General features: G+C 36.7%; 20 protein-coding genes and 1 pseudogene. 2 read left to right on the top strand and 19 right to left on the bottom strand.

Annotated features, from left to right (window positions below):
• Positions 1 to 77: 77 nt before the first annotated feature.
• From ACH8JV_RS01975 to ACH8JV_RS01965, 3 genes are all read right to left on the bottom strand, one after another.
• Positions 78 to 641 carry a lipocalin family protein gene (locus tag ACH8JV_RS01975; RefSeq protein ID WP_311088048.1) on the bottom strand — a complete coding sequence of 188 codons (564 nt, stop codon included), beginning with the start codon at positions 639 to 641 and terminating at the stop codon, positions 78 to 80.
• 96 nt (positions 642 to 737) lie between these two features.
• Positions 738 to 2,141, bottom strand: a complete 1,404-nt coding sequence (locus ACH8JV_RS01970; protein ID WP_396519430.1) for a heavy metal sensor histidine kinase — start codon at positions 2,139 to 2,141, stop codon at positions 738 to 740.
• A complete protein-coding gene (locus ACH8JV_RS01965) occupies positions 2,138 to 2,809 on the bottom strand; it encodes a heavy metal response regulator transcription factor (RefSeq protein WP_311069649.1) in 672 nt (223 codons plus the stop codon). The genes ACH8JV_RS01970 and ACH8JV_RS01965 overlap by 4 nt, the downstream gene beginning before the upstream one ends.
• 104 nt (positions 2,810 to 2,913) lie before the next feature.
• On the opposite strand from ACH8JV_RS01965, the gene ACH8JV_RS01960 reads away from it, so the two are divergent.
• On the top strand, positions 2,914 to 3,402 hold the full coding sequence (locus ACH8JV_RS01960) for a heme-binding protein (protein WP_396519428.1): 489 nt from the start codon (positions 2,914 to 2,916) through the stop codon (positions 3,400 to 3,402).
• Positions 3,403 to 3,413: 11 nt separating this feature from the next.
• Complete coding sequence (gene uraH, locus ACH8JV_RS01955; RefSeq protein WP_000167346.1) at positions 3,414 to 3,815, top strand: hydroxyisourate hydrolase; 402 nt, start codon at positions 3,414 to 3,416, stop codon at positions 3,813 to 3,815.
• A gap of 60 nt (positions 3,816 to 3,875) precedes the next feature.
• Here uraH and ACH8JV_RS01950 read toward each other — a convergent pair whose 3' ends face one another.
• The 16 genes and pseudogenes from ACH8JV_RS01950 to ACH8JV_RS01875 all read right to left on the bottom strand — a co-directional run bounded on the left by ACH8JV_RS01950 (position 3,876) and on the right by ACH8JV_RS01875 (position 23,052).
• Complete coding sequence (locus tag ACH8JV_RS01950; RefSeq protein WP_396519426.1) at positions 3,876 to 4,583, bottom strand: membrane integrity-associated transporter subunit PqiC; 708 nt, start codon at positions 4,581 to 4,583, stop codon at positions 3,876 to 3,878.
• Positions 4,573 to 6,240: an intermembrane transport protein PqiB gene (locus tag ACH8JV_RS01945; RefSeq protein WP_396463648.1), complete on the bottom strand. Its 1,668-nt coding sequence runs from the start codon at positions 6,238 to 6,240 to the stop codon at positions 4,573 to 4,575. The genes ACH8JV_RS01950 and ACH8JV_RS01945 overlap by 11 nt, the downstream gene beginning before the upstream one ends.
• A 7-nt stretch (positions 6,241 to 6,247) precedes the next feature.
• Complete coding sequence (locus ACH8JV_RS01940; RefSeq protein WP_396519424.1) at positions 6,248 to 7,057, bottom strand: paraquat-inducible protein A; 810 nt, start codon at positions 7,055 to 7,057, stop codon at positions 6,248 to 6,250.
• Complete coding sequence (locus ACH8JV_RS01935) at positions 7,054 to 7,662, bottom strand: paraquat-inducible protein A (RefSeq protein ID WP_396519422.1); 609 nt, start codon at positions 7,660 to 7,662, stop codon at positions 7,054 to 7,056. The genes ACH8JV_RS01940 and ACH8JV_RS01935 overlap by 4 nt, the downstream gene beginning before the upstream one ends.
• Before the next feature lie 329 nt (positions 7,663 to 7,991).
• Positions 7,992 to 8,756, bottom strand: coding sequence for an SDR family oxidoreductase (locus ACH8JV_RS01930; protein ID WP_396519420.1), 765 nt, complete (start codon positions 8,754 to 8,756; stop codon positions 7,992 to 7,994).
• Positions 8,757 to 8,878: 122 nt separating this feature from the next.
• Complete coding sequence (gene ada / locus ACH8JV_RS01925) at positions 8,879 to 9,946, bottom strand: bifunctional DNA-binding transcriptional regulator/O6-methylguanine-DNA methyltransferase Ada (protein WP_343568274.1); 1,068 nt, start codon at positions 9,944 to 9,946, stop codon at positions 8,879 to 8,881.
• Between the two features lie 78 nt (positions 9,947 to 10,024).
• Positions 10,025 to 10,918 carry a DMT family transporter gene (locus tag ACH8JV_RS01920; RefSeq protein ID WP_396519418.1) on the bottom strand — a complete coding sequence of 298 codons (894 nt, stop codon included), beginning with the start codon at positions 10,916 to 10,918 and terminating at the stop codon, positions 10,025 to 10,027.
• A 209-nt stretch (positions 10,919 to 11,127) separates the two neighbouring features.
• Positions 11,128 to 11,694 (bottom strand): ester cyclase, encoded by a 567-nt coding sequence (locus ACH8JV_RS01915; RefSeq protein WP_396463620.1) that lies wholly within the window; start codon positions 11,692 to 11,694, stop codon positions 11,128 to 11,130.
• Between the two features lie 1,103 nt (positions 11,695 to 12,797).
• Entirely contained in the window at positions 12,798 to 13,949 is a 1,152-nt protein-coding gene (locus tag ACH8JV_RS01910; RefSeq protein WP_396519416.1) for a hypothetical protein, read from the bottom strand.
• Positions 13,950 to 14,057: 108 nt separating this feature from the next.
• A complete protein-coding gene (locus ACH8JV_RS01905; protein ID WP_396519414.1) occupies positions 14,058 to 15,203 on the bottom strand; it encodes a hypothetical protein in 1,146 nt (381 codons plus the stop codon).
• Between the two features lie 75 nt (positions 15,204 to 15,278).
• Positions 15,279 to 15,965, bottom strand: coding sequence for a GAD-like domain-containing protein (locus ACH8JV_RS01900; RefSeq protein ID WP_396519412.1), 687 nt, complete (start codon positions 15,963 to 15,965; stop codon positions 15,279 to 15,281).
• Positions 15,966 to 16,033: 68 nt separating this feature from the next.
• On the bottom strand, positions 16,034 to 16,720 hold the full coding sequence (locus ACH8JV_RS01895; RefSeq protein WP_396519410.1) for a GAD-like domain-containing protein: 687 nt from the start codon (positions 16,718 to 16,720) through the stop codon (positions 16,034 to 16,036).
• Entirely contained in the window at positions 16,717 to 18,396 is a 1,680-nt protein-coding gene (locus tag ACH8JV_RS01890; protein WP_396519408.1) for a polymorphic toxin type 15 domain-containing protein, read from the bottom strand. Before ACH8JV_RS01890 ends, ACH8JV_RS01895 begins: the two co-directional genes overlap by 4 nt.
• 2 nt (positions 18,397 to 18,398) lie before the next feature.
• Complete coding sequence (locus ACH8JV_RS01885; protein WP_396519406.1) at positions 18,399 to 21,248, bottom strand: type VI secretion system Vgr family protein; 2,850 nt, start codon at positions 21,246 to 21,248, stop codon at positions 18,399 to 18,401.
• 204 nt (positions 21,249 to 21,452) lie between these two features.
• Positions 21,453 to 22,013: pseudogene (locus tag ACH8JV_RS01880) on the bottom strand (TetR/AcrR family transcriptional regulator).
• A gap of 655 nt (positions 22,014 to 22,668) precedes the next feature.
• Positions 22,669 to 23,052, bottom strand: a complete 384-nt coding sequence (locus ACH8JV_RS01875; RefSeq protein WP_396519404.1) for a hypothetical protein — start codon at positions 23,050 to 23,052, stop codon at positions 22,669 to 22,671.
• Positions 23,053 to 23,158 lie beyond the last annotated feature (106 nt).

The following is a 23,158-nucleotide window of genomic DNA, read 5'->3' as shown; positions in this document are numbered from 1 at the left end:
AAAATGCACAATGAATTTTATGTGAAGATCACAAGATTATGAGCTAAATCTAAAAACCAACATAATCAGCAACTTCATTAGTTCGTTTGTTTTGTTTTAATGAGTTTGGACACATCATAGCCATAATATTTTGCTGTTTGCAAATAGGAGTTATATGTCGCCTGATCAATTTGAGGACTACGAGAAAGAATCCATAAATAGTCTGTACTTGGTCCGCCCACTAAAGCGACTTGATAATCTGGATCAACTCTTAACACCCAATAATCACCTTTGGTAAAAGGAATCCATCGGAGGCCAGAAGGTAAAAAGCTTACTTCTAATTTACTGTTACCTTCATTTTGCGGATAAGCTACACCTTCAGATGAAATCACTTCACCTTTTTTAGTCGTACAACTATTTAAAACGCCCACGGTTTTATCTGCGTTAATCGAATAGGTTGCTGTTGTATTGGCTATACAATTACGCTGAAAAAACATAGGCAAATGTGCAATTTCATACCACTTACCTGCGTATTGATTAATATCGATAGAATCAACAGCCACTGGGTTAGTCGTTAGACCTGCATAAGTACTCAAAGAGGCTGCTAGACTAACTACGGCCAGACCACTGCTCATCACCAGTGATTTAAATAATAATTTCATCATTACCCTCTTCTATTTATTTCATATGTTTAAACATACGCCAGAGGGTTGTGAACAAAGTGTGAATTTTAAAAATTAAGAAGTACTATTAAATCGTTAATTTAGAGTCTTTGATGTATTTAAAACTGGAAAATCAAGCTCAAAACACACGCCCTTGAGCGTGTTATAAACACGGTATGAGCCATGATGTAAATCCATAATAGAAGCCACAATAGAAAGACCTAAACCACCAGTCTGACTCTCATCAGTTCGGCTTGAGTGGCATTGATAAAATCTTTCAAAAAGATGCTCAAGTTGATGTTCAGCAATTGAAACCCCACCCGTTACCACAGTCAGACTCACCCATTGCGTATGTTCAATCATTTGTTTTTTAGTTGCGATATAAATAGTCCGCCCTTTACCACCATGAACCAGCGCATTTAACACAAGGTTATAAACGGCTCTTTGAAATAGCTCAGGATCTGCAAATAACGTTTGAGCTTCTAAGTTAAAACTAAAATGACAGTCTTGATCTTCAGCTTGATATTCAAAAATCTGGCATAGGCCATTTATAACGTCTTGGAGGTTTATTTCCTGTTTGTTTACAAGCACCATTTTCTGATCGGCTCTTGCCAAGAAAAGCATACTATCAATCATGCGTTTTAATCTGTGGTAGTCGTCTAAATGAGACACCAGCAAATCTTCATATTGCTCAACCGAGCGTTCGCCAGTTAAAGCAATCTCGGTTTGCCCAATCAGATTATTTAAAGGCGTACGAAACTCATGAGCGATATCTTCAGAAAAACGGTTGAGCTGCGTATAGCCCTTTTCGATACGCTCAAGCATATGGTTTATATCTTTAGAAAGCAGCTCAACTTCTAAAGGTGAATTTGGGAGGTTTAATCTTTTCTGGAGCTGATTTACGTTAATAGAATGAGTTTGCTTACGAAGCTGTTGTAGTGACCGTAAACCTAAATGACACACTAAAATGCAAAGCACAAAGATTGCAAACACGCCCCCGACCACATACATCAAGAGATTTTCTTGAAAAGGTAAAAGAATATTGATGCGTTCCGACCATTGTTTACCTGCAATGAGCAAATAGGGCTCGTTATTAATTTTTATGGTTTTCCAAGCAATGCGCGTTGGATATGAGTTGTTAGCTAAATCTTGAAACTGAAGGTTATTACGCTGTGCAAGCTGTGGTAGCTGAATATGGAGCGGATTGATATTAATTAAAGTTTTGCCTTTATGAATAAGCAGAAACAAGTTGTCTTGGTTACCAAGCATGTTTTGATACAGCTTAGGCCGCGCAATGATTTGCTCTACATTTTCGCTATCTTGCAGCAAAATTTCCAAACGGTTAATTCTTTCCGCTAAAGCTTTATCTTGCTGCTTTAATAAAATCTGGTTAATGCCTAAATAGGTCATAAAGCCGACGGAACATAAAATTAAGGCAGAACAAAGCGTGACCAATAATGTAATACGGACTTCAAGCGAACGTAGAAATTTAAAGTTCATAAGCTAACCGATATTTTATAGCCCAAGCCACGTATGGTATGAATGAGTTTTAACTCATAGCCTTCATCAATTTTGCTTCGTAAACGGCGTACAGCGACATCAATAAAATTGGTATCGGTGTCAAAGTTAATATTCCAAACTTCGGAACCAATTTGTCTACGCGTCACAATTTGCTCTTTGTTAAGTAACAGATAACGCAACAAATTAAATTCGGTTTTGCTCAGCTCAATTAAGTTTCCATTACGCCATACTTTATGATTGACCACATCCATTTTTAAATCACTAATAGCTAGCTCGTTTTCTTGCAGATATTGCTGTCGTCTTAACAGACTTTTAATACGTGCCAACAGTTCAATATAGGAAAAAGGTTTAGCCAAGTAGTCATCTGCACCTAACTCTAACCCTTTCACTCTATCCATGACCTGATCTTTTGCCGTTAAGAAAATCACCGGAATTTTTGAAAACTGACGTAGTACTTGTAATACGCTCCAGCCGTCTATGTCCGGCAACATCACATCAAGAATAAGCAAGTCATATTGATCTCTCTTTAGCATTTCCAAACCTTGTAGCCCTAAATGTACGCACTCGGCTTGGTATCCGGATTCTTTTAACCCTTTGACCAAATAAGTGGCGATTTTGATCTCGTCTTCAATAATAAGAATACGCATTTTGTAGAGACTCATTAGAAAAATGACAACTTTGTAATGTGATTGTCATGCTTGAAATTAGGCAATTTGTTTAAGATTTTCAAAGCGACATAGAGGCAATCATTATGAACAAAATAAACTGGCTGCTACTCACAACAGTGCTATTTGCAAATAGTACTTTTGCACAGCCCCCTGCTTTGAATCAAGTTTATTCGTTAGATCTTAAAACTGCCCATCTGCTAGCCGACAGTGCTAAACAGGCATGTAAACAACTAAATCAAAATATTGCGGTCGTTGTTGTAGATCGTGGCGGTAATACTTTAACTGCCGAGCGGCATGAGTTGGTAGGCCCGCATAATTTAATGGCTGCCGAGAAAAAAGCGTATACCGCGTTATCGACCAAAACATCGACCTTAGTTTTAAGCCAAAACAGTAACCAAAACCCCGATACAAAAAATTTAACCACCGTAGCAAATTTACTTTTGTTAGGCGGTGGCGTACCTGTTCGTTTTGAAAACCAAGTGATCGGCGCGATTGGAGTTGCGGGTGCTGGCGGCGCACAAAATGACAATCAATGCGCAAGCAAAGCTATTGAAACCGTTTTTAACTCATAAGGAGCTTCATCATGACTAAATCATTTATTGCTTTATCTTCGTTATTTATTGCTTCGGCTACATTTGCACAAACTAATCCGCTAAGTGTGCACGTGTTAAATCTAGAAACGGGTTTACCCTCTTCTCAGGTTGAAGTAGTTTTAGAAAAAAACACCAATAACCAGTGGGTTAAACTCAACCAGCAAGTGACTGATTCAAATGGTCGTATTACAGCACTCTATCCAGAAAATAAAAAACTAGAGCAAGGCATTTATAAAGTGACCTTTAAAACTGAGGACTGGTTCAAAAAGAACAAACAGCAAACTTTTTTTGCCGAAGTACCTGTCATTTTTAAAGTGGATGGAAGCGTAAATCACTACCATATTCCTTTATTACTTAGCCCTTACGGTTACTCAACCTATCGAGGCAACTAAAATAGAAAACCCCTTTATCTGTTGTACACAAATAAAGGGGTTGGTTAAAAGCGATTCGTTTTACGAACAAACACCATTGCTAATAATTGATTTTTTATTCGAATCGAGTGCAACAATTGAAGCGGACACTGTATTAATAATTTGAGTCATCGCTTCACTTGAAGCATTCACAATCGCATCCATTTTCTTAGCTTTCTGATCAATCGGCTGCTTAAAAGCAATTCGACAATTCAGTTGAGATCCAGCATTGGTAATGACTTTTGCATTATTTGACTCTAATTGAGTCGGCGGTATTTGACGCTTCACCACCCAAGATACCGCAATATTGATATCACGCTTATCTACAATATCAAAATGAGAGAAGTCTGTAGAAACTCGATATAAAGGCTGATTGTTTCCAGCCAGCCCGCTGCTATAACTGTCAATTGCTCCTAATTTTTGTTGCAAACCCGCCGATAAGGTATCGCGTAATTGCGTACTCATGGTTGATGTCCAACGTTCATTATCAAGTACAGTCGATTTACCATTGCTGTCTTGGAGCACCAAAGGCGCACGGTCTAAACGGTCTGGCAGTCCAACCGGTAAAACTTCAATGACTCGAATACTGGAGCTAACTGCTGGAGTAATTTTAGGGCTAATCGTATAGTAATTTGGCGTTGGCGAACTAGAACAGGCTGTCATGGCAACTGCTGTTAAAAGTACCCCACTCCCAAGCAACCATTTGGCTGCTTTAGAGTGTTGAAGTAGTTGGTTCTTTTTATTTTTCATCGTTGGCCTCTGGTCTCTTACCACGAATAATAGATTCAGGATGTTGCTCAATATAATCTGACATGAGTTGTAAAGAAGCAGCCGCACGGGTCATTTGTTGCAGTGCCTTACGGACGTCCTGTTGCAACGGCGCATCGCTCGACAAAATAGACTCGGATGATCTTACAGTTTTACGAACATCATCTAAGGTTGCTTGTAAACCAGGTGCGACTTTACCGTCTAACTGTTTAACCAGCTTGTCTGTAGATTCAATGGCAGTATTCATATTGTTAAGCGTTTTACGCACATCTTGCCCAATTTCAACTAGTGGGAATTTGGTTAACTTGTCAGCAATTTGAGAAACCTGTGCCTGTAAACCACTTAACTCTGTTGGCGTAGTTGGAATCACTACACGGCCATCTTTCAAGACTTGTAAACTTGCCGGTTTCGCTTTAGGGAACTTATCTAAAGCAATATAGTTTTGACCCGTTAAGAGGTTGCCCGTTCTCATTTGTGCACGCCATCCATGCTCAACAAAATCTTTGAAGATAGTGCTGTTTGGATTGAGTGCTAAGCCATTTTCAACACGTGACGGATAAATAACCGCCTCAACACGCATACGAATCTGCTTATAGTTGTTATAAAACTCTGCATTAATGGATTTAATATTACCAATTTCAATGCCCATGAAGTCGATTGGTGCACCCGCTGCTAACCCACGTAATGAATGATCAAAATACATAATCACACCACGCGGCTGCCCGTCTGGTTCTTTGAGAGCTTCAGATTTTGAATCCCAAAGCGTAAAACTACTCTTATTGGCAGCAGTAGTCGCATTTGAATTTTCAGGGAAACCAAACGCAATACCGCCAGCAACAATGCTCGCAAGCGATTGTGTATCTAAATTAAAGCCTGAAGCATTCAAACTTACATCAATACCACTAGCTTGCCAAAAGCGTGCATCTGTAGTCACAAACTTATCATACGGTGCACGAATAAAAGTCTGAAGCTGCACACTTTTACCGTCGTCAGCTAGCTTATAAGCAGTAATTTGTCCAACGTTAATTCGGCGGTAATAAATCGGTGAACCGATATCCAAAGATCCCAAATCATCGGCTGTTAAGAAAAACTCTTTACCCGGTACATCGGAAGTAATCACTGGCGGTATTTCTAAACCCGTAAATTCAAGTTTTTTCTCGGGTGACTTACCGCCATCTACTTCAATATATGAACCTGACAATAAGGTGTCTATGCCTGAAACGCCACCTGTCCCAATACGCGGTCGTACTACCCAAAAACGTGAATCTTGCGCGGCAAAGTTGCTTGCATTTTTACGCAAATCAATACGCGCAATAATATGTGATCGGTCATCGGCTAGATCAATTTGACGTACAACACCAATATCAACCTGCTTATAGCGCACAGTTGTTTTACCTGCGACTAAGCCTTCGGCTGTGCGAAAAGACACCTCAATGGTTGGTCCATTAGACAGCAGCGCCTTTACAGCCAGTGAAAGTGCAATTAAAAGTGCAACCAGCGGAACTATCCAAATTAATAGAGGTTTCCACCGATTTTTCTTTTCTTGCGGTTCGGGTAAATCATTCATGTTTTCCAGTTCAACATCTGTCTCATGGTGATCTGAGGTATCGCCGGTTGTTTTATTTTCAGACATACTCATTGTTCTTTTATTGACTGGGATTAATGGAATCATTATTCAACGGCGAGTGTTCGTCTTGAATAATTGTGGTTTTTTCCGTAGAAAAACGGTTGGGCTTGTTGGTATTTTGAGACGCATAAAAATTATCCCAAATAATACGCGGGTCAAAACTTAAAGATGCAAACATGGTTAAAACCACAACTGCACCGAAAGCAATAGAACCCGGCCCTGCTAAAATCGTCGCAAGCGATTGAATCTGAATAAGTGCGGTTAATAAAGCGACCACAAACACGTCAATCATGGACCAACGCCCGACAAACTCAACGATACGGTACAATTTGATACATTGCTCTGGGGTAAATTTCCATGCGGCCGATGACTGTATATATACAACCAATAACAGGAAATACAAAATAAATAGCTTAAGCATCGGAATAAAAATACTGGCCATAAAAATGACCACCGACACCAAATAGTCTCCATTTTGCCAAAAGTAAATCACCCCACTCATGATGGTATCTTTCTGGCTACCTAAAAGTGAGTCGGTTATCGTCATGGGCAACACGTTTGCCGGTACATACAAAATAGTTGCAGCCACCACCAGCGCAAAGGTACGGTTTAAACTTCCCGGCTTACGCTCATGCAATACACTATGGCATCTCACACAGCGTAAAACTTGATGTTTTTTACCAGTGGCTGTTTTATCTAGTTTTGATGAGTTTAATAAACCACAGCAGTGACACAATATAAGCGAAAGATCTTTGGCCCTTGGATACTGCTTTAGAACCATATCAGTGTTTTCATTTTTCGGTGCAGTCACGTTTTTTATCTTTTTCATAACGGTGACCTATCAATTTCATTCCATATGTCACTGACCTTTATGGATGTAATATAAACCATCAATAGGCTTAAGACTGCAAATGCCCATAAGGCAATTTCCGGAATAACGAGCACCATACCCATTAACTTTACAAGGGTGACCAAAATTCCAATCAGGAATACCTCAACCATTCCCCACACTCTCATAAAGTACAGTGTTCGGAGGGCGCCAACTAAAAATTTTGGTCGTCTTTTAAATATACTGACTGTACCAAGGACATAAGCCATTAATAACAAATATGAAAGCGGCACTATAAATGTAGTGATTAAAATGAGGACACCGACAAAAGCCCGATCATAATGAAACATGACCCAGACAGCGCCCAATAAAGTGGTTTCGGATATGTTGCCTTGCAACTCAATTTTTACAATCGGAAAGCTATTGGCAATAACAAATACAATTAAGGCCGTTAAAATTAAAGCTAACAACGTGGTAAACGGTTTGGTATGCCGATAAAGTTCCGCACCACAGCAGACACAATAAGCTCTTTTTCCGTAAGCAAGCGGGACTCTACGATAGACGGTATCGCACTCCTCACAACCTGCTAATTCTTTAAGCTTCATAGTTATACTCTAAGGTTTATCTTTTTACTGTGTCACATATCGCTCTTTTTATTACTAAGATAAATTAAAATATAAATCAATCTAAAAGCTATATCAGACAATGGAAATTTTAGAATAAAAATTACCGTAGGTGGTGTTCAATATATTGTTGAAACTGCTAAATAATATGTAGAGATTGTGTGGTGGAATTGAAATAGAAACCAAAATTTAACAGAATTACACTCATAAGTAAGCAGCATATGACAGCACAACGAGCAGATCTTTATTTGAAATCCAAAAATGAGGCTCTAGCAGCCTCACTTTTTTACGACCTATCTATTCATTCCTATCTAGGTTTTACAAATAGTCACTCCACCATCGGCGAGTAAAGCACTTCCTGTAATAAAGCTTGCATCATCACTTACTAAAAAGAGCGCCGCTTTCGCAATTTCATCAGGTTCTGCTAAACGTTTCATGGCATGTATGCTTTTTATAAACTCTAAAACTTCTGGAGAAGGTGCCGCTTCTTGACCCATTGAAGTATTTGTTCCACCAGGTAAAAGTGCATTTACTCGAATGCCTGAGGTTGCATATTCTGCTGCCATCACTTTGGTTAGCCCAATGAGTCCCGCTTTACTTGCAGCATAAGCCGCCATTTGAGGGAACCCGATATGATGACCAACAAAAGAAGATGTAAACAGTATTGAGCCATAGCCCTGCTTTAACATGACTTTAAGCTGCTCTCTAGCCGACTGAAACGCACTGGTTAAATTATTCTGAAGAACATAATTCCAATTTTCATCGGTTGTGTCGTGAGTAAGTTGATACTCTCCCAACAGGCCAGCATTATTAAATGCAATATCTAACCTTCCATAATATTGCGTAGCTATATCAATTGCTTTTTGCATGGTTGTGGGGTCATTAAGATCACCTGCGATAAAATGAGCAACGACTCCGTCTCGATTCAAACTATCGCAAAGCTCTTTTAAAACACGCTCACGACGTGCAACAAGAATAACTTTCGCGCCTTCCGCTACAAATAGCGATGCCGCACTTAGGCCTATACCTGAACTTGCACCCGTAATAATAGCCACTTTGTCTTTTAATCTGGTCATACTCACAATTCCATCTTGATTAAATTGATGGATATATTTTGAATAAACAGATAAAAAGAGACTCTCTGATTCTTGCTGTTTTGAAAAAATTAACTCTATAAAAACAGCCAACTAAAACAAATTTAGTTCCGTGCCAGCTCTGCTTCTTTCTCTAACAATGCACGTTTACGTTCAACACCCCACCGATACCCTGAAATAAAACCATCATTTCGAACGACACGATGACATGGAATAGCAACTGCCAACATGTTTGCTGCACACGCCCCTGCGACAGCACGAACCGCTTTAGGTGAACCTATTTTTTGGGCTATGTCAGAATAACTCGCAGTCTGCCCCGCAGGAATTTCTTTTAAGGCCTGCCATACTCTTTGTTGAAATGCAGTCCCTTGAATATCTAATGGTAAATCTAATCCGATTTGTGGCGCTTCAATAAACCCAACAATATGCGCAATCAATTGCTCAAACTCATCATCACACCCAATCAAGTCGGCTTCTGGAAATTTATCTTGTAAATCTTTTAAAAGCTTTTCAGGGTCATCACCTAATAAAATTGCACAAATTCCTTTTTGACTTTGAGCAACTAAAATATCTCCTAAAGAGCACTCACCTATGGCGAAAAAAATACGTACACCTTTACCGCCAGATTTCCATTCTTTCGCTGTCATACCTAATAGCGAATTTGAATTTTCATAGAACTGACTATTTGAATTAAAGCCTGCATTAAATATTGCATCAGTCACACTGATATTTTCATCTAGGTTTTCTCTTAGCTTTTTACTTTTATGGGCATCGGCATAGCCTTTAGGTGTTAGACCAGTAATTTGCTTAAAAACTCTATGAAAATGGTATGCGCTCATTCCCACATGATCTGCCACGTCCGATAAAGACAAGTTTTCTTCATGTAGTTCGATGTATCTACAAGCTTTCTCGATTTTTTCTACAAGCTTTGGATCGTGTGCATTCGAGAGTCTATTTTGTATTTTTTGACTTGCTCGATAACCATTTTTCTCGGCTTGCGCAGCACTCTCAAAGAAAACTACATTTTCTTTTTTAGGCAGCCTTTTTGTACTTGATGGCAGGCAGTACATACCTGAGGTTTTCACGCCATAAACAAAATATGCATCAGCTTCTGCATTTCGATCTACAATTGCTTGCCATCTATCTTCGTCTGTTATCCACTGATTTTTCATTTTGCTCACCTCAATTGCAATTTAATCTTTGATGACTCATTTTCGCAACTTTGTTGATAAGCAAAACTCTTGGTATTGCTATTTTAATCTTTTCAACGCAAAAACATTCCAATGCAACTTTACTCCCAGCACACCCAATAAAATTAAACCTGCACCTAAAATTTGAGTACTAGTCAGCACATGATCAAAGAAGAAATAATCAATTACTATGGTCGATATAGGATAAATAAAAGATAAGATCGCAATGTTATTTAAAGGTATTTTCTTAAATGCCGAGTACATTAAATAGTAAAGAAATGCCGTATGTAAAACTCCAAGCCCGAGTACAAAGAGCCATTGTTGACCTATTGGTGGGTTTGTAAAAACCGATATAAATGGAGCCATAACAATAGCCCCACTTAAGGTTTGTATAAGCACAATTAATAACGGCGGTGTGTTAGTTAGTTTTTTAGTCATTAGAACAGATATTGAATACAGTGTAGTAGCAACTAAAACCAGCCCCAAACCGACTAACTGATTAGAGTTCACCGAGGCACTGCCCAAACCTATAATTACGATGAGCCCAATAAAAGCGACTATGGTCCATAGCACATCATTTTTATTTAGCTTTTCATGAAAGACCCAAGCCCCTAAAAATAAAATCACAAACGGGTTTACGTGATAAACAATCGTGGCTAAAGAAATAGAGGTTTTAGGGAAAGCAGCAAACAGCAGAACCCAGTTAAAAATAATAAGTAAGCCCGAAGTCACCATTAAAAATAGTTCTTTTTTGCCAAAGTATACTTTTTTAAAGTGCCCATAAAACAAACAGATAGGTATTAGGCATAGTGCTGATATAAGGCAGCGAAAAAATACAATGTTTATTGGCGATTGACCTGATTTAATCACAAATAGACCAATACTCCCTGAAAGCAGCATGGCTACAACCATTTCAAGTGTGCCGACTTTTCTTTTTAACTTGTGATCGTCCACAACTTTCTCCAATACCTTTATATCGTTAATTAATTGACTTATTTATATTTATCTAGTCGGCCAGAGTTTCTTAAAATATGACTTTGAATCTCAATAGAAATAAAACCCAGTCTATTTGAATAAACTAGGTTTTTAATAACTTAAGCCCAAAAGTCTAATTTCTTGTAAAACATACTGAATTGAGCGTTGTTACTAATGTTCATACACTCTTATTTTTCTAAACCAATTTGCTTCATGAATGCTTGGTTATCCCAAAATAAATATTCTTCATCCATCGTGCCATTCTTCCAATGACCTACCGTCACCATTTTAAATTTAAATGCTTTACCTGTAGGTGGAATGGTTTTGCCATTACCAATTGGCATAGGTTGACTAAAATTACCTTCTATCTCACCAATAACACTTGTCCACTCTCCAGAAGCAATGCGTATAGGGTGTGTTTTGATTTTGGTATTAGGGGCAAAAACGAACATTTTTTTTAGTTCAACAATATGGTCTGGAATTCCAACCGTCGTACTTCCATCTGGATAATGCACACGAATGTTAGCAGCATGGCTTTCTTTCAAACGATCCCATTTTTGATTGCTATAAACATCAAAATCTAAGGTATCAAATTTAATGAGATGTTCCTTACCAATACGTTCTGCTTCTCTATATTGAGCTAGCTCTTTTGCATCTTTTTTTGACAATACCGAATCTGCTTGACTAGCAGTAGTACCCAATGTCATGACTAAGCCTAAAGCAATATGTGTAAATACACCTAATTTTTTCATCATATATTTTCCTGGCAACAATTTGAGTGGGTTTGTAGTTAAACAATTTTCACACTCTTTTAATTATCAATTTATTATTTACAAGCTTTACCAAACCTATTTATTAATGAATGGGTAGCTTTTTAGAGTATGCTTGGGATGATTTATGCAGTCAAATACATAAAAACTTGTATGCCACCTAAAAGGTGAAATGAAAAAATAATTTAATGATTAAAAGCTTTTATCAAATAATTCAATTACATGATTGCTTTTTATTTAAACTCATTTTTTAGATCAAAATAAACCTATTATGAACTTAAAGTAAAAAAAACCACTAAAAATAAAGCCTTCCACTCTATTTTATTCAATATATTTTAAGTATTAATTAAAAATCAAATATCTAACCATTTTGCAAATGTACTGTATAAAGGATATATGAGGTTATACCCTTTTCAATCTGACAGGAGCTATGAATGATGTCTAAGTATATGTACTAAATGCTTATAATCCTTGCTACAAGCTTCTTCTATAACTTTACTAATGTCACTTTTAGACCAATTCTGTTTGGACGCAGCAAAAATAAAGACTGCTAATAAAACAAACTGATGTTCTCCAAAGCGAAAATAAACATTATTAACCTTTTTCGATGGTTTAAATAAATTCATAGCGGTGTTACATACATCATTCAAGGTTAATAAAATCAAATAATTTAATTATTTATTATATAGTTAATGCAAAATTCAGTATAAAACATATTATCTATGATATTTTTTAATTAAAATTTAGGCACTCCTCTATTTATAATTATAAATCAATAAGTTAATTACAATTAATTAGATAAACTTTATAAGATTGAATTTTATTTAATATTTTTAATATATCAACAAATTTAATTAGCTCTCAGTTTAATACTTAATTTCACATTTTGTCCTCTTTAACAGATCATTAAACAATCAATCTTTGGTAATGTTCAACATGTTTTGAAGAATTCAAGTTTCGATACTATATAGAGGTATGCCTGTACTGATCCTTTAGATGTTACTACTGACTGCATCTTAATTTAACTTCCATACATGAAAAGGCCTATCTATTGGATAGGCCTTATATATTTTTAAATAAAAATGTTATTATTTTTCAATATCTAAATACCAAATAGTTTCACCCCAAGCATTGTCTTTAATGTCCGGCATAATTTCACCTTTAGTAAAATATCTCTTCTGCATATTATTAGCTGGACTATACCAATCTCCAGAGCGTGGACAAACATCTCCAGCATCACACTTTAATAACTGCCTTTCTAACACATCATTATCAGGATGGCTAATTACTTCCCAAGTATTTCCGTCAAAACGTATAAGTTTTTTATATGTTAGCACCCAAAGAATATTTTCTTTAACCTCAACCGATATTACTCCTTGAACTACTTCTAACTCAGAGACTAAAGAATATCTTCCCGCGTCATATTGATAAAGGCCTTGTTCTGAAGCTATATAAATTTTATTATTATAAAAAGCAGCATTATAAAATGTAGAATTAATACTTATATCTTTTAAATTTTTAAATCCATCATCTATATTACCTCTTAAAAGAGTACCATACTGACCCAAAACTAGAATGTTTTTTCCATCTGGACATGGAACTATCGTATATAGTGCAGAAGGTGTGATACGATCAACTTCAATCCATTTTAAGCCATTAAAAAATGCAATAAAACCTTCATCATTTTGTGTTCCACATACATAAATATTATTTTTATCAAAACCATGTATATCGTAAAAATTCTTTTTAAAAGCTAAATCTTGATCATTATTTAGAAAAAATTCATCATTTTTAGGAATTTCTAAAGGTTTCTCTTCTAAGTTATTGGCGATACTCTTCCAGTTTTTCTCTTCATAAATATAAACTTTTGCACCATCTCCACAAGCATAAATATTATCTTGAATTACACGTAATCGATTAAATTGTCCATATATAAACTGCTCATTAGTATCAGGACATATTTGTTGGTACTCTTCACCAGCCTGCTGAAAAATTTCTACATTTCCGTCTTTATCAAGCGAGATTAGAGATCTATTATTTAATAAATTTAAATAAGCCACTGAAATAACTTTCCAGCCATCTAAATCATGGCTAGACCAATTTATATCGGATTCATGTCGATAAATAAATACTCTGCTAAAAGCATCCCATGTATCTAATTCATCAATACTAGCAGAAAGGTAATAGTTGTTATTACTAATAGCGCATCCTGAACTAAAAGTAATAGGTATTTTTTTCATATTCCAATAACTTCACTTATTTCCAAATTTTCATTGATATCTTTGGAAAATACAAAATAGGATAAAGAAAAATCTTGTGCTTTATAAAATTCCCTTGTAGGCATTCAATTAATTCTCACCATCCCAAGACCAATAAACTTCCCCCCAATCAGTTACTAACTGAGGAAAAGCATCGCCTTGTTTAAAATAAGCTCTCGAATTAGGTTTCGCAACTGTATACCAATATCCAGTTTTAGGACATTTTTCATTTGCCCTCACAGTTAAAGATATTTTTTTATATTCTTTATTATCTGGATGATCAAAAATTTTCCAAAAATTTCCATCATATCTACCTATAAGTTTATTAGTAAAAATCCATAATGTATTTTCAGTAGAATCTACTTTAAAAACAAGGTTATTATCTATTTCCTCATGAATATACACTTTAGCAATTTCATTTTCATAAAATTTATATAAACCGCATGCCGAACCTATATAAAGAATATCATTAAATTCAGTTAAAGAATAAAAATCATCTTTTATACTTAAGTTTGTTTTACGATTAAGAGTAGCATCCTGATTAATTTCTATTAAATTTCCATATGTTCCACAAGCGATTAATTTTCCATCTTTTTTGGGAATAATTGAATATAATGTAGCAGGTGTAACTTTTTTCAATACATTCCATCGCTTACCATCATAATTAGCAATTAATCCATTATCTCCGATACGACCTACACAGAAATAATTACCATTTATTTCACATATATCTATAACAGAAATATCATCCTCATTTTCAAGATATTCAAAATCTAGTATTTGATTATTACTAAGACTTAGACCATTTGATAAGTCAAACCAGTTAAATTCGTTAATATAAACTTGCCCATCATAGCCACAAGCAAATAACTTGTTATTTTGAAATTTTATTGTGGAAAGATAACCACGATCTTTGCTCCACTCTTGATTTAAACCAGCTCCATCTATGTGTTTAAAATTACTATCTTCACCATCAAACTCTTCAATTTCACCTTCATCACTTAATGCTATTAACTTTTTATTATTTTCAACATTATAAAAACATACATCAACTACAATAAAATTAACATCATGATAATACCATCCACCTCCATTCTCTTCTGTATAATCGTACATAAACAATCGACTAAATTGCTGATTTTCATCAAAGTTATCCAGTGAGCTTGAGCTTGCTACATATACCATATCATCTGAGATAGCACATCCTGAATTAAAAGTAATAGGTGTTTTTTTCATATCCCAATAACTTCACTATTTTTTCACTTTTGCATTCATATATTTAAAAATAGAATAAAAAAGCCCTAACGGGCTTTAATCATCCTTTCCTAGGCCTTGTTCATCCACAAATTTCCCGATATCAAGCATCATTCGTGGTGTATCAAGAGAAGCTAGAAATTGTAAATGTGAAATAATCGGTAACTTGCGAACATTTTCCAGTTTTGCTTCACCACCTAAAATTAAAGCGGGTTCAAAACCAAACGTTTCATTTTTATTCAATTCTCCATATTTTTTTACTGCTCGATCAAATAAAGGCTTATTTTTCCAGTCCTTAAAATCAAATGTTTTTTTATTTGGAGTTGAAATGTAATTTCGTAATATAAAATCTTCTTCTCCTTGCTCCATTTCTTCCATATTTGGAAATATTTGATTCGTGACAGAAGATATTTTTAAACAACGACCATGTATAGTTCCCCAAATAATTAAGTCACCAAATGCACTACGAGCAAAAACAAAATACTCTTCGTGAGGGGGGAGTTCAACATTCTCTAACCAAACATCCAAAACATCTTGGTAATCCTCAGGATTTACCAGCCAGAACAATCCATTGCCCCATCCTGAAAATCCATAGGCTTTCCAGTACTCAAGCAATTGATTCGGCAGTTTCTTTTGATATTTTTTTATAATTTCTTCGGAAACAGTTTCTGAATAAATTGGTGGTCCAAAACCCTCATCGTGATAGAAAATTTCAAAATGCTCATCCATCGTAAATTCACTCATTTTTCCACGTTCGTATTCATACTTTTAGAAAATAAAAAAATAGAATAAAAAAAAAGCCCTTACGGGCTTTAATCATCCTTTCCTAGGCCTTGTTCATCCACAAACTTGCCAATATCCAGCATCATTCGTGGTGTATCTAAAGATGCTAAGAATTGTAGATGTGAAATAATTGGCAACTTACGTACATTCTCAAGCTTAACTGTACCCCCAAAAACTAATGCAGGTTCAAAGCCAAACATCTCGTTCTTGGTCAGTTCACCGTATTTTTTAACGGCCCGATCAAATAATGGTTTGTTTTTGTAGTCTTTTATATCTATAAATCTTTTTTCTTTAGAAGACATAAAAATTCTTATTAGTAAATCTCCCTCATCTTTTTCCATAATTTCCATACTTGGAAATATTTGATTTACAAGTGGCGAAATAGTAAAGCATTGCCCATGTATAGTCCCCCATACACTTAAATCACCAAAGGCTGTTCGGGCAATCACAAAATATTCTTCGTGAGGAGGGAGTTCAATATGCTCTAACCAAGCATCCAAAACATCTTGGTAATCCTCTGGATTTACCAACCAAAACAATCCATTACCCCATCCTGAAAAACCATAAGCTTTCCAATATTCGAGTAATTGATTAGGTAATTTCCCTTGATATTTTTTTATGGTTGCTTCGGAAACTTTTTCTGAATAGATTGGTGGACCAAAACCCTCATCCTGATAGAAAATTTCAAAATTTTCATCCATCATAAATTCACTCATTTTTTACACCTTTCCAATTTTGCATTCATACCTGTTTTACTTCTTTCACCTACAGGAACTTTTTTCGCAGCATCATCTAATACCTCAACCCTCGTTTTCCATTGGCTACCGATTGAAGAATTAGTATTTTTTAAACCTATAGCATCTGATGCGACTTTGTTCTTCCCACCTACAATTTGGTCTGGATTATGCAATGCTGCCATTTCATTCATAATACGGCTGGATTTACCAGAGGCTAGTTTCTTCGCCTCTCTCGGCCCTATGCCTTGTTTTTCATATTCTTTTTGATATTTTCTAATTAATGTTTCTTCATATTTATCTCGTGCTTCAGCTGCTGGTCCTCCACCACCTCTTCCTTTATCATCAAAGGCTTTGCGCCCCTCAAGATAATCCTCTACGCTCATTTCATTGAGGCCTTTTTGCTGGTTCGCCAATTGCCAATCGGTCTCTTTTTTTAAGTATTCATCAACTGTTAAATTCTTACTGCCTTTTGGATAATCCTCTTTAATCATTTTAGCTGCATTTTTTCTTGCGCTATCCGTATTTACAGGGTTGAAACAGTTTACCTTTGTTTCCTTCATTTTTTTAGTAATAGGTTCTTTTACTTTTGGCTGATGTACATTTTCAGGTGTTTTTCTCGCAGCACTCGAAGCTGTGCCTGCACTATGTGCAGCATTTGCCTGAGCAGTTTGAGGGAAAGATGGTCTAACTGTTTGGGTAGGCGCAGAAACAGGCTTCACCTTTGTACCCACAGTAGCATAAGCAGGTTCATACTTAACTGATTGCTTTAATAAGTTTTGCAAATGCTCATCAAATTCTTTAAAGCCTTGTTTAATTTTTATGGCTGATTTATGAATCATTGAAACTAAAGCGGCTTCAAATCTCTCCATTCTCACATAAATAGATTTAGCCCATCCTAAACCCATCCAATTAATTTTAGCTCCATAGCTTAACAGTGACTTAACACGTTTTACCAAACCTAATAATTGATTAAGTATTGAGGTGATAATATTAGTAACAGAGGTAGCGTAATCTGAATACTTTATCCTTTTCAGTGTCGGAATAATATTTCCTTTCATAAAACCGTTTAGTTTAGAGACTATCGTCGCTAAATGAGGTGTTTTTTTAATAAGGAATAATCCCACACATTTAACTACATTACCTATTTCACTACCAACAGCCCCACCAATAAGACTGCCCACACCAGCTCCGGGAGCTGCGCCAACACCACCAAAAACAGCCCCACCTGCTCCACCAGTTGCCGCACCTGTTGTAGCAGTCACACCAACTAAAACAAATGGAAGCAGATAAACAGCTAATAACATCCATTCCTGTACATCATCTTGTTTCTTGGGGTCATTTAGCATTCTCATAATAACTGCAACCGCATCACGAGCACTAAATACAAGAACCGTCCCAGGAACAAAACCTGCAAGCATTTCTGTGACAATCACAGAAACAGGACGCTCATCGGTATTGAATTCCCCATAAATAAAACTTTTAACCCAACTTTGAGCACCGTCTAAAGATTTACTATACTGTGCAATAAGCTCATTAAGCTCTTTCTCTATCCATGTCGCTGTCTGATTAAAATTGGATTGCAAACTATTGACAGATTGATTAAAACTTTTCTGAAGCTGTCTTTGATAACCAATAAATGTCTGTAACATATCCATAATTAATCTTCTGCTTGATCATCTGCAAGAGGGAGTACAAAAATTTCAGTTTTAAATAAGTTATCTATTTCTTGCTCGAACCTCATTTCTAACGCTGAACCTAATGGGTTGCGATCCTCCCCATATTCAATGACAGCACGTCCATTTTTCTGGTCATTATAAAACGCCATACCATTCGAATCAGTTTTACCCTTTTGTGTAGTTCCATCAGGCAAATGAATTGTATAAGGAATATTTGGACTAGGTGTACCATCTGCATATACCTTTCTAAATTCAAGCTGTTTCTTAGGCATCGAGAAAGCAGGTAAAATTGGTAAATTCTGTGTTGATGAACTTCCCCCCATAAACACATGCTGCCCAGCTTTCACCTCAAACTTACCACCAGTGACAGGGAAAATGCCTGAGCCATTAATCTTGATTTGAGAACTACCTGCTGTAATAACAATTTCTTTAGAAGCACTAATAGCAATCTTGTCTTCTGTTGAAATAATCTGAATGCCTTTACGGGCAATTAAATCTGCTCCATCGCCTTGAGCTTGTATTTCAACCTTTCCTTTGCCCGCATACAGCCGTGCTCCCTGTTGGGCAGCAAATAGACTTAACTTATTTTGAGCATGTGCAATCAGGTTCTTTTGAGTGCTTATATTAATGCTGTCTCCGACACTTTGGTTTAATTGACCATCTGCACTTAGGTGTATATCTTCATTACTCGCTACAGCAATACTGTTAGGTGCGGTTAATACCATCAAGGCTTGCTTGAAAGCGGCCGCTTTGTCTTTATCTTGCTGTTCAATCTGTTCTAAGAAAGTTTTTAGATTATCTAATACTTCCAATGGGTCAGTTTGCTGGTTTTTAGCCACTTCGCTAAGTGCCTTAGCATTATTAAGACCACCTTCTATTTGTTGCTTGGCATCGGCAACGTCTAAATGTGTGCCTTGAGCTTGGTCTTGTTTATGAGTGGTAATGAGTAAACCCTTACCTGCTCTAACAGCACCCCACTGGTCAGTTCTCAGTTCAAAACCTTCGCCACGACCATCACTTTGCGCTTTGTCTTTTGGATAGCTTAAGTTACCTAAGTTTAACTGACTAGCCGCATGGCTACTTTGTAGCTGAGCACTAATTTGTCCAGTCGTATCATCAAGACGTAACTGGTTAAAACCTTTGCCACCTACTTCTTCTGAGCGAATACCACTCAACTTTTTAGTGTCGGGTAGGTGTCCTTTCTGATCAAACTGGGTCGGGTAGCGTTCAGCTTCGTGAATACGTCCCGCCACAAATGGTCGGTCAACATTACCGTCAAAGAAATCAATTACAACGATTTCACCCACGCGTGGTAAGAACCGTGCCCCATAACCTTTTCCAGCCCACGGGGTTAAAACATCAACCCAAGCCGAATCCGTGTCATTGTCGTTACTTCCTGCTCCACCATCATGGCGGTGGTCATCAGCTCGGGTAAACAAGAAACGAACTTTAATGCGTCCCCATTGATCAACATGAATTTGCTCGCCTTCTGGTCCAACTACACGCGCACGTTGTACAGAGGCTTTAGGTCGATTTTCCAAAGGTTGATACTCTGGAACGACTTTAATATTACGACGTTGTAAAATCAGTTCATTGCCTTGGCGCTCATCTGTTTGACTCGCTTGCCAATGGCTTTGTTGGACTAAGGCTTGAATTTGTTGGTTTAAGTCTTTCGGTAAGTTGTTTTGGTTATAGTAATGCTTACCAATGATTAGAAACTCTTTATCCGCACCGGTATGAAGATCAATTTCAGGGTGTTCATTCAGCTCAAACCAATAGCCGACTTGAGTATCTCGTACTGTGGTTTGAGCAACAAACTGTTTAGACTGGGCATCATAATAAGCACTTAGGTTCTGATTGAACTTTTCTAATTGTTGATTGCTTGCTGAGGTTGCACCATCTTCACCTTTTAAATCTTGCATCCATGCCGGGCTAAAGTGCCATGCATCTTCAAGGCTTAAACTTTGGTTGTCATAGTTAGAGCTATGTTGATGTTTACTTTGGACACTGCCTACCCCATCAGTTTGCTCTAATACATCTGACTGCCAACGCTGCACAAAAACAGAAGTGGGCTGTAAACTACGGTTAGCCATTAAGCTGGTCATGCTATCAAATTGTTCAGTTGCATGACTTCGATGGTAGCGAATTGTTCTTCTTGTTAACGCTTGATATTGGTTATTGTCATCAATAAGACGTAGTTTTTGTGGCTGAATATGATTTGTATTGCTCGTTACAGTAAGCTCAGCTTCATCAATCAGCCAGCTCATGCCTTCACTACGCCATAAACGAGTTAAAAAGTCGTAGTCACTTTCATTGAGCTGCATAACAAAAGGACGGACATCATAGGTCTGTTTCAACCCGCTCAAATCTAAAGTCAGACTAGATGCAAATAATGGACTTTTCCCCTGCCATTCCTGAAACAGAATTTCACTAATTTCTTTTACACTCTTGTTCATAAACACACGACTGTTTCTGCGTTTATGCCAGAGATAAGTTGGATCACTTATGGTGAGTTTATATAAGGTTAGAGCACCATCACTTTGCCCCTGCGATGCTCCTGTAATAATACCTGTAGTACGGAAAAAGCTTCCTCGGTCTGTTACTTGGTCAACAGCAACCCGCACTCCAATAAATGTCTTGAGTGCAATATGGGCATGGGTTGATAAACAAATCAGCTCGGCTGTCATACCCTGATTAAGAGAATGTTGCCCATCTATACGTTGTAAAAAAACTTGACTATTCAGTGATGCATCTGAAAACTGGAGATACACCGAACGATGTTGTGAGAGAAAACCAATACTCTCTAAAACTTGGGAAATATTGTTAAACATTACTTTGTTTATAAATTTAGGACTTCATTTATTATATTTTATAAAATACGTACAGATCTGTCTATTTTATGCTATTTAAAAATAGGTTTGTTTACATACTGATGAATTACATTCAATTAATACTAAATTAATGGTGAGCACTACTCACCTACAATGCTCGCACTTCAGTAATCCAAAGCTCTACCATTAATTTAAAAAATTCATTTATGTTAAACAGATAGGCTTAAAGAAACACTCCACGGCTACATCCCTGTTCTCCAAACTATTTGTACTTAAAAACTCAAATATTAAGCCATCGATCAGGTTTAAAACCATCTCAGCATCTGGTTTTAACGCATGTATTTCTAAGCTAAAAATCAAATCAAAAATCTCATGAAACAACCATTTCCTATATTCAACTGCCATACGCTAAGCCTGCGGGTAAGCTACTTTAATTTCAAAAAAGGCTTTAAGTAACAAGTGATACAGACTATTAGAGTTAACATGTAGTACCACTATTTCTTTTAGTTTATCGATAGGCGTGCGGTAATGGCTCGAATAAATAATGGCGAGCACTTCTTCTTTAAGTAAGCGTTTTTGAAAGGCAATGCACATTTCAATCAAACCCTCTTTTGAACGAAAGTAGTTGTAAAGCGTAGCCTTTTGAACTTCGGACTCTTTAGCAATCAGATTTACGCCTGCTGTGTGGAATCCATAAGTTGTAAATAGACGAATAGACGTACGGATAATGTGTAATTTTTTGGAAGAGGTTTCTAAATTTCGCATAGTTTTTACCGTTATAAATTCTTGTTGTTTCTAAAAGAGAAAAAAGCCTGTGCCCTTTTTGAGAGAAAAAAAGCACGGCAAAGCCATAAAGACTATGCTTGGCACATCTCAAATTTTATTGTTGATACAAATTTTTGAGCCGTAATGACTTAAAGCCTGAAAACACTAAAGGCCATCAAGCTTTTTAAAGATGATTTAAGTGGTGTCGTTATAGCTTTTGGCATCGAGAGCCAAGAAATAATGAATGTGCAAAGCCAACTCCTTCTATTGGGAGTTCTGTCAGACATTAAAATTATGGTGGCAGAACGAAACGAAAGGGGTTCGCAGACTGGCTTCAAGACCTAGCATACAAAGGATAATAGCCAGTATATTTATCGTCAAGCACAAAAAGTGACAACTGTTTTAAAATAAATCAGACAAAGTATTTGATAAATCAGTGGGTTTTAAGATGAACTACAAAATCTACGAGTAAAGTCAGATGTTGTTATTTCTATAGTTTTTTTAAAAAATAATTGCGTTCAGCAATAAAAGATTGGGCTATTTATGTAGTACCCAATTAGAATGGATATGAAAAATAAGCCTCGTACTCTCAGTTGGCTTGAGGCTTGGTAAATTCATTTCAATAGCACCCGTTTAAAGATGCTACATAAAATAATTAATGGTTCTTTTTAGAGAATTTATGAGCTTTAGGAAGTGGAGCATCACATGGTTGATCCGTCTTTACATCAACCATTTTCACTGGCCCATCATTATAGACCGTTACTTTACAGCCTTTTACAACATATTCCTGTTCAATACCACCGTACATTTCATCCTCAGAAACAGGAGCTACAGAAGTTACCGCATCACAAGCTTCATCAACATGACATCCAACCTCTACGCTACCAATCTCCGCTCCACTCGCCTCTGCCACTTCTGCTCCAGCAGCTTCCATTGCATCAACCTCTTCAACCTGTGTCTTTGCTGCATATGTATTTGAAAGACTCATCATCAGAAAAACTGCAAGAAAGAACTTACTACTGCGATTTATTGAATTCATGTTTTATCCATAGCTTTAATATTCATCAGGATCCGTATCCCACAAATTAGGATTTGGTTCCGCATATATAGAGTTCTCAATAACTTTACACCAGCCTATACCATTT

This window comes from Acinetobacter sp. ABJ_C5_2 (assembly GCF_044538485.1).
In the GTDB taxonomy this organism is placed as follows: domain Bacteria; phylum Pseudomonadota; class Gammaproteobacteria; order Pseudomonadales; family Moraxellaceae; genus Acinetobacter; species Acinetobacter nosocomialis_A.
This window is presented reverse-complemented; position numbering and strand designations above follow the sequence as displayed.

Excerpts from the sequence above, each read along its gene's own strand:
- ACH8JV_RS01975 (WP_311088048.1), bottom strand. The coding sequence starts at position 641 with ATGAAATTATTATTTAAATCACTGGTGATGAGCAGTGGTCTGGCCGTA.
- ACH8JV_RS01970 (WP_396519430.1), bottom strand. The coding sequence starts at position 2,141 with ATGAACTTTAAATTTCTACGTTCGCTTGAAGTCCGTATTACATTATTG.
- ACH8JV_RS01965 (WP_311069649.1), bottom strand. The coding sequence starts at position 2,809 with ATGCGTATTCTTATTATTGAAGACGAGATCAAAATCGCCACTTATTTG.
- ACH8JV_RS01960 (WP_396519428.1), top strand. The coding sequence starts at position 2,914 with ATGAACAAAATAAACTGGCTGCTACTCACAACAGTGCTATTTGCAAAT.
- uraH (WP_000167346.1), top strand. The coding sequence starts at position 3,414 with ATGACTAAATCATTTATTGCTTTATCTTCGTTATTTATTGCTTCGGCT.
- ACH8JV_RS01950 (WP_396519426.1), bottom strand. The coding sequence starts at position 4,583 with ATGAAAAATAAAAAGAACCAACTACTTCAACACTCTAAAGCAGCCAAA.
- ACH8JV_RS01945 (WP_396463648.1), bottom strand. The coding sequence starts at position 6,240 with ATGAGTATGTCTGAAAATAAAACAACCGGCGATACCTCAGATCACCAT.
- ACH8JV_RS01940 (WP_396519424.1), bottom strand. The coding sequence starts at position 7,057 with ATGAAAAAGATAAAAAACGTGACTGCACCGAAAAATGAAAACACTGAT.
- ACH8JV_RS01935 (WP_396519422.1), bottom strand. The coding sequence starts at position 7,662 with ATGAAGCTTAAAGAATTAGCAGGTTGTGAGGAGTGCGATACCGTCTAT.
- ACH8JV_RS01930 (WP_396519420.1), bottom strand. The coding sequence starts at position 8,756 with ATGACCAGATTAAAAGACAAAGTGGCTATTATTACGGGTGCAAGTTCA.
- ada (WP_343568274.1), bottom strand. The coding sequence starts at position 9,946 with ATGAAAAATCAGTGGATAACAGACGAAGATAGATGGCAAGCAATTGTA.
- ACH8JV_RS01915 (WP_396463620.1), bottom strand. The coding sequence starts at position 11,694 with ATGATGAAAAAATTAGGTGTATTTACACATATTGCTTTAGGCTTAGTC.
- ACH8JV_RS01910 (WP_396519416.1), bottom strand. The coding sequence starts at position 13,949 with ATGAAAAAAATACCTATTACTTTTAGTTCAGGATGCGCTATTAGTAAT.
- ACH8JV_RS01905 (WP_396519414.1), bottom strand. The coding sequence starts at position 15,203 with ATGAAAAAAACACCTATTACTTTTAATTCAGGATGTGCTATCTCAGAT.
- ACH8JV_RS01900 (WP_396519412.1), bottom strand. The coding sequence starts at position 15,965 with ATGAGTGAATTTACGATGGATGAGCATTTTGAAATTTTCTATCACGAT.
- ACH8JV_RS01895 (WP_396519410.1), bottom strand. The coding sequence starts at position 16,720 with ATGAGTGAATTTATGATGGATGAAAATTTTGAAATTTTCTATCAGGAT.
- ACH8JV_RS01890 (WP_396519408.1), bottom strand. The coding sequence starts at position 18,396 with ATGGATATGTTACAGACATTTATTGGTTATCAAAGACAGCTTCAGAAA.
- ACH8JV_RS01885 (WP_396519406.1), bottom strand. The coding sequence starts at position 21,248 with ATGTTTAACAATATTTCCCAAGTTTTAGAGAGTATTGGTTTTCTCTCA.
- ACH8JV_RS01875 (WP_396519404.1), bottom strand. The coding sequence starts at position 23,052 with ATGAATTCAATAAATCGCAGTAGTAAGTTCTTTCTTGCAGTTTTTCTG.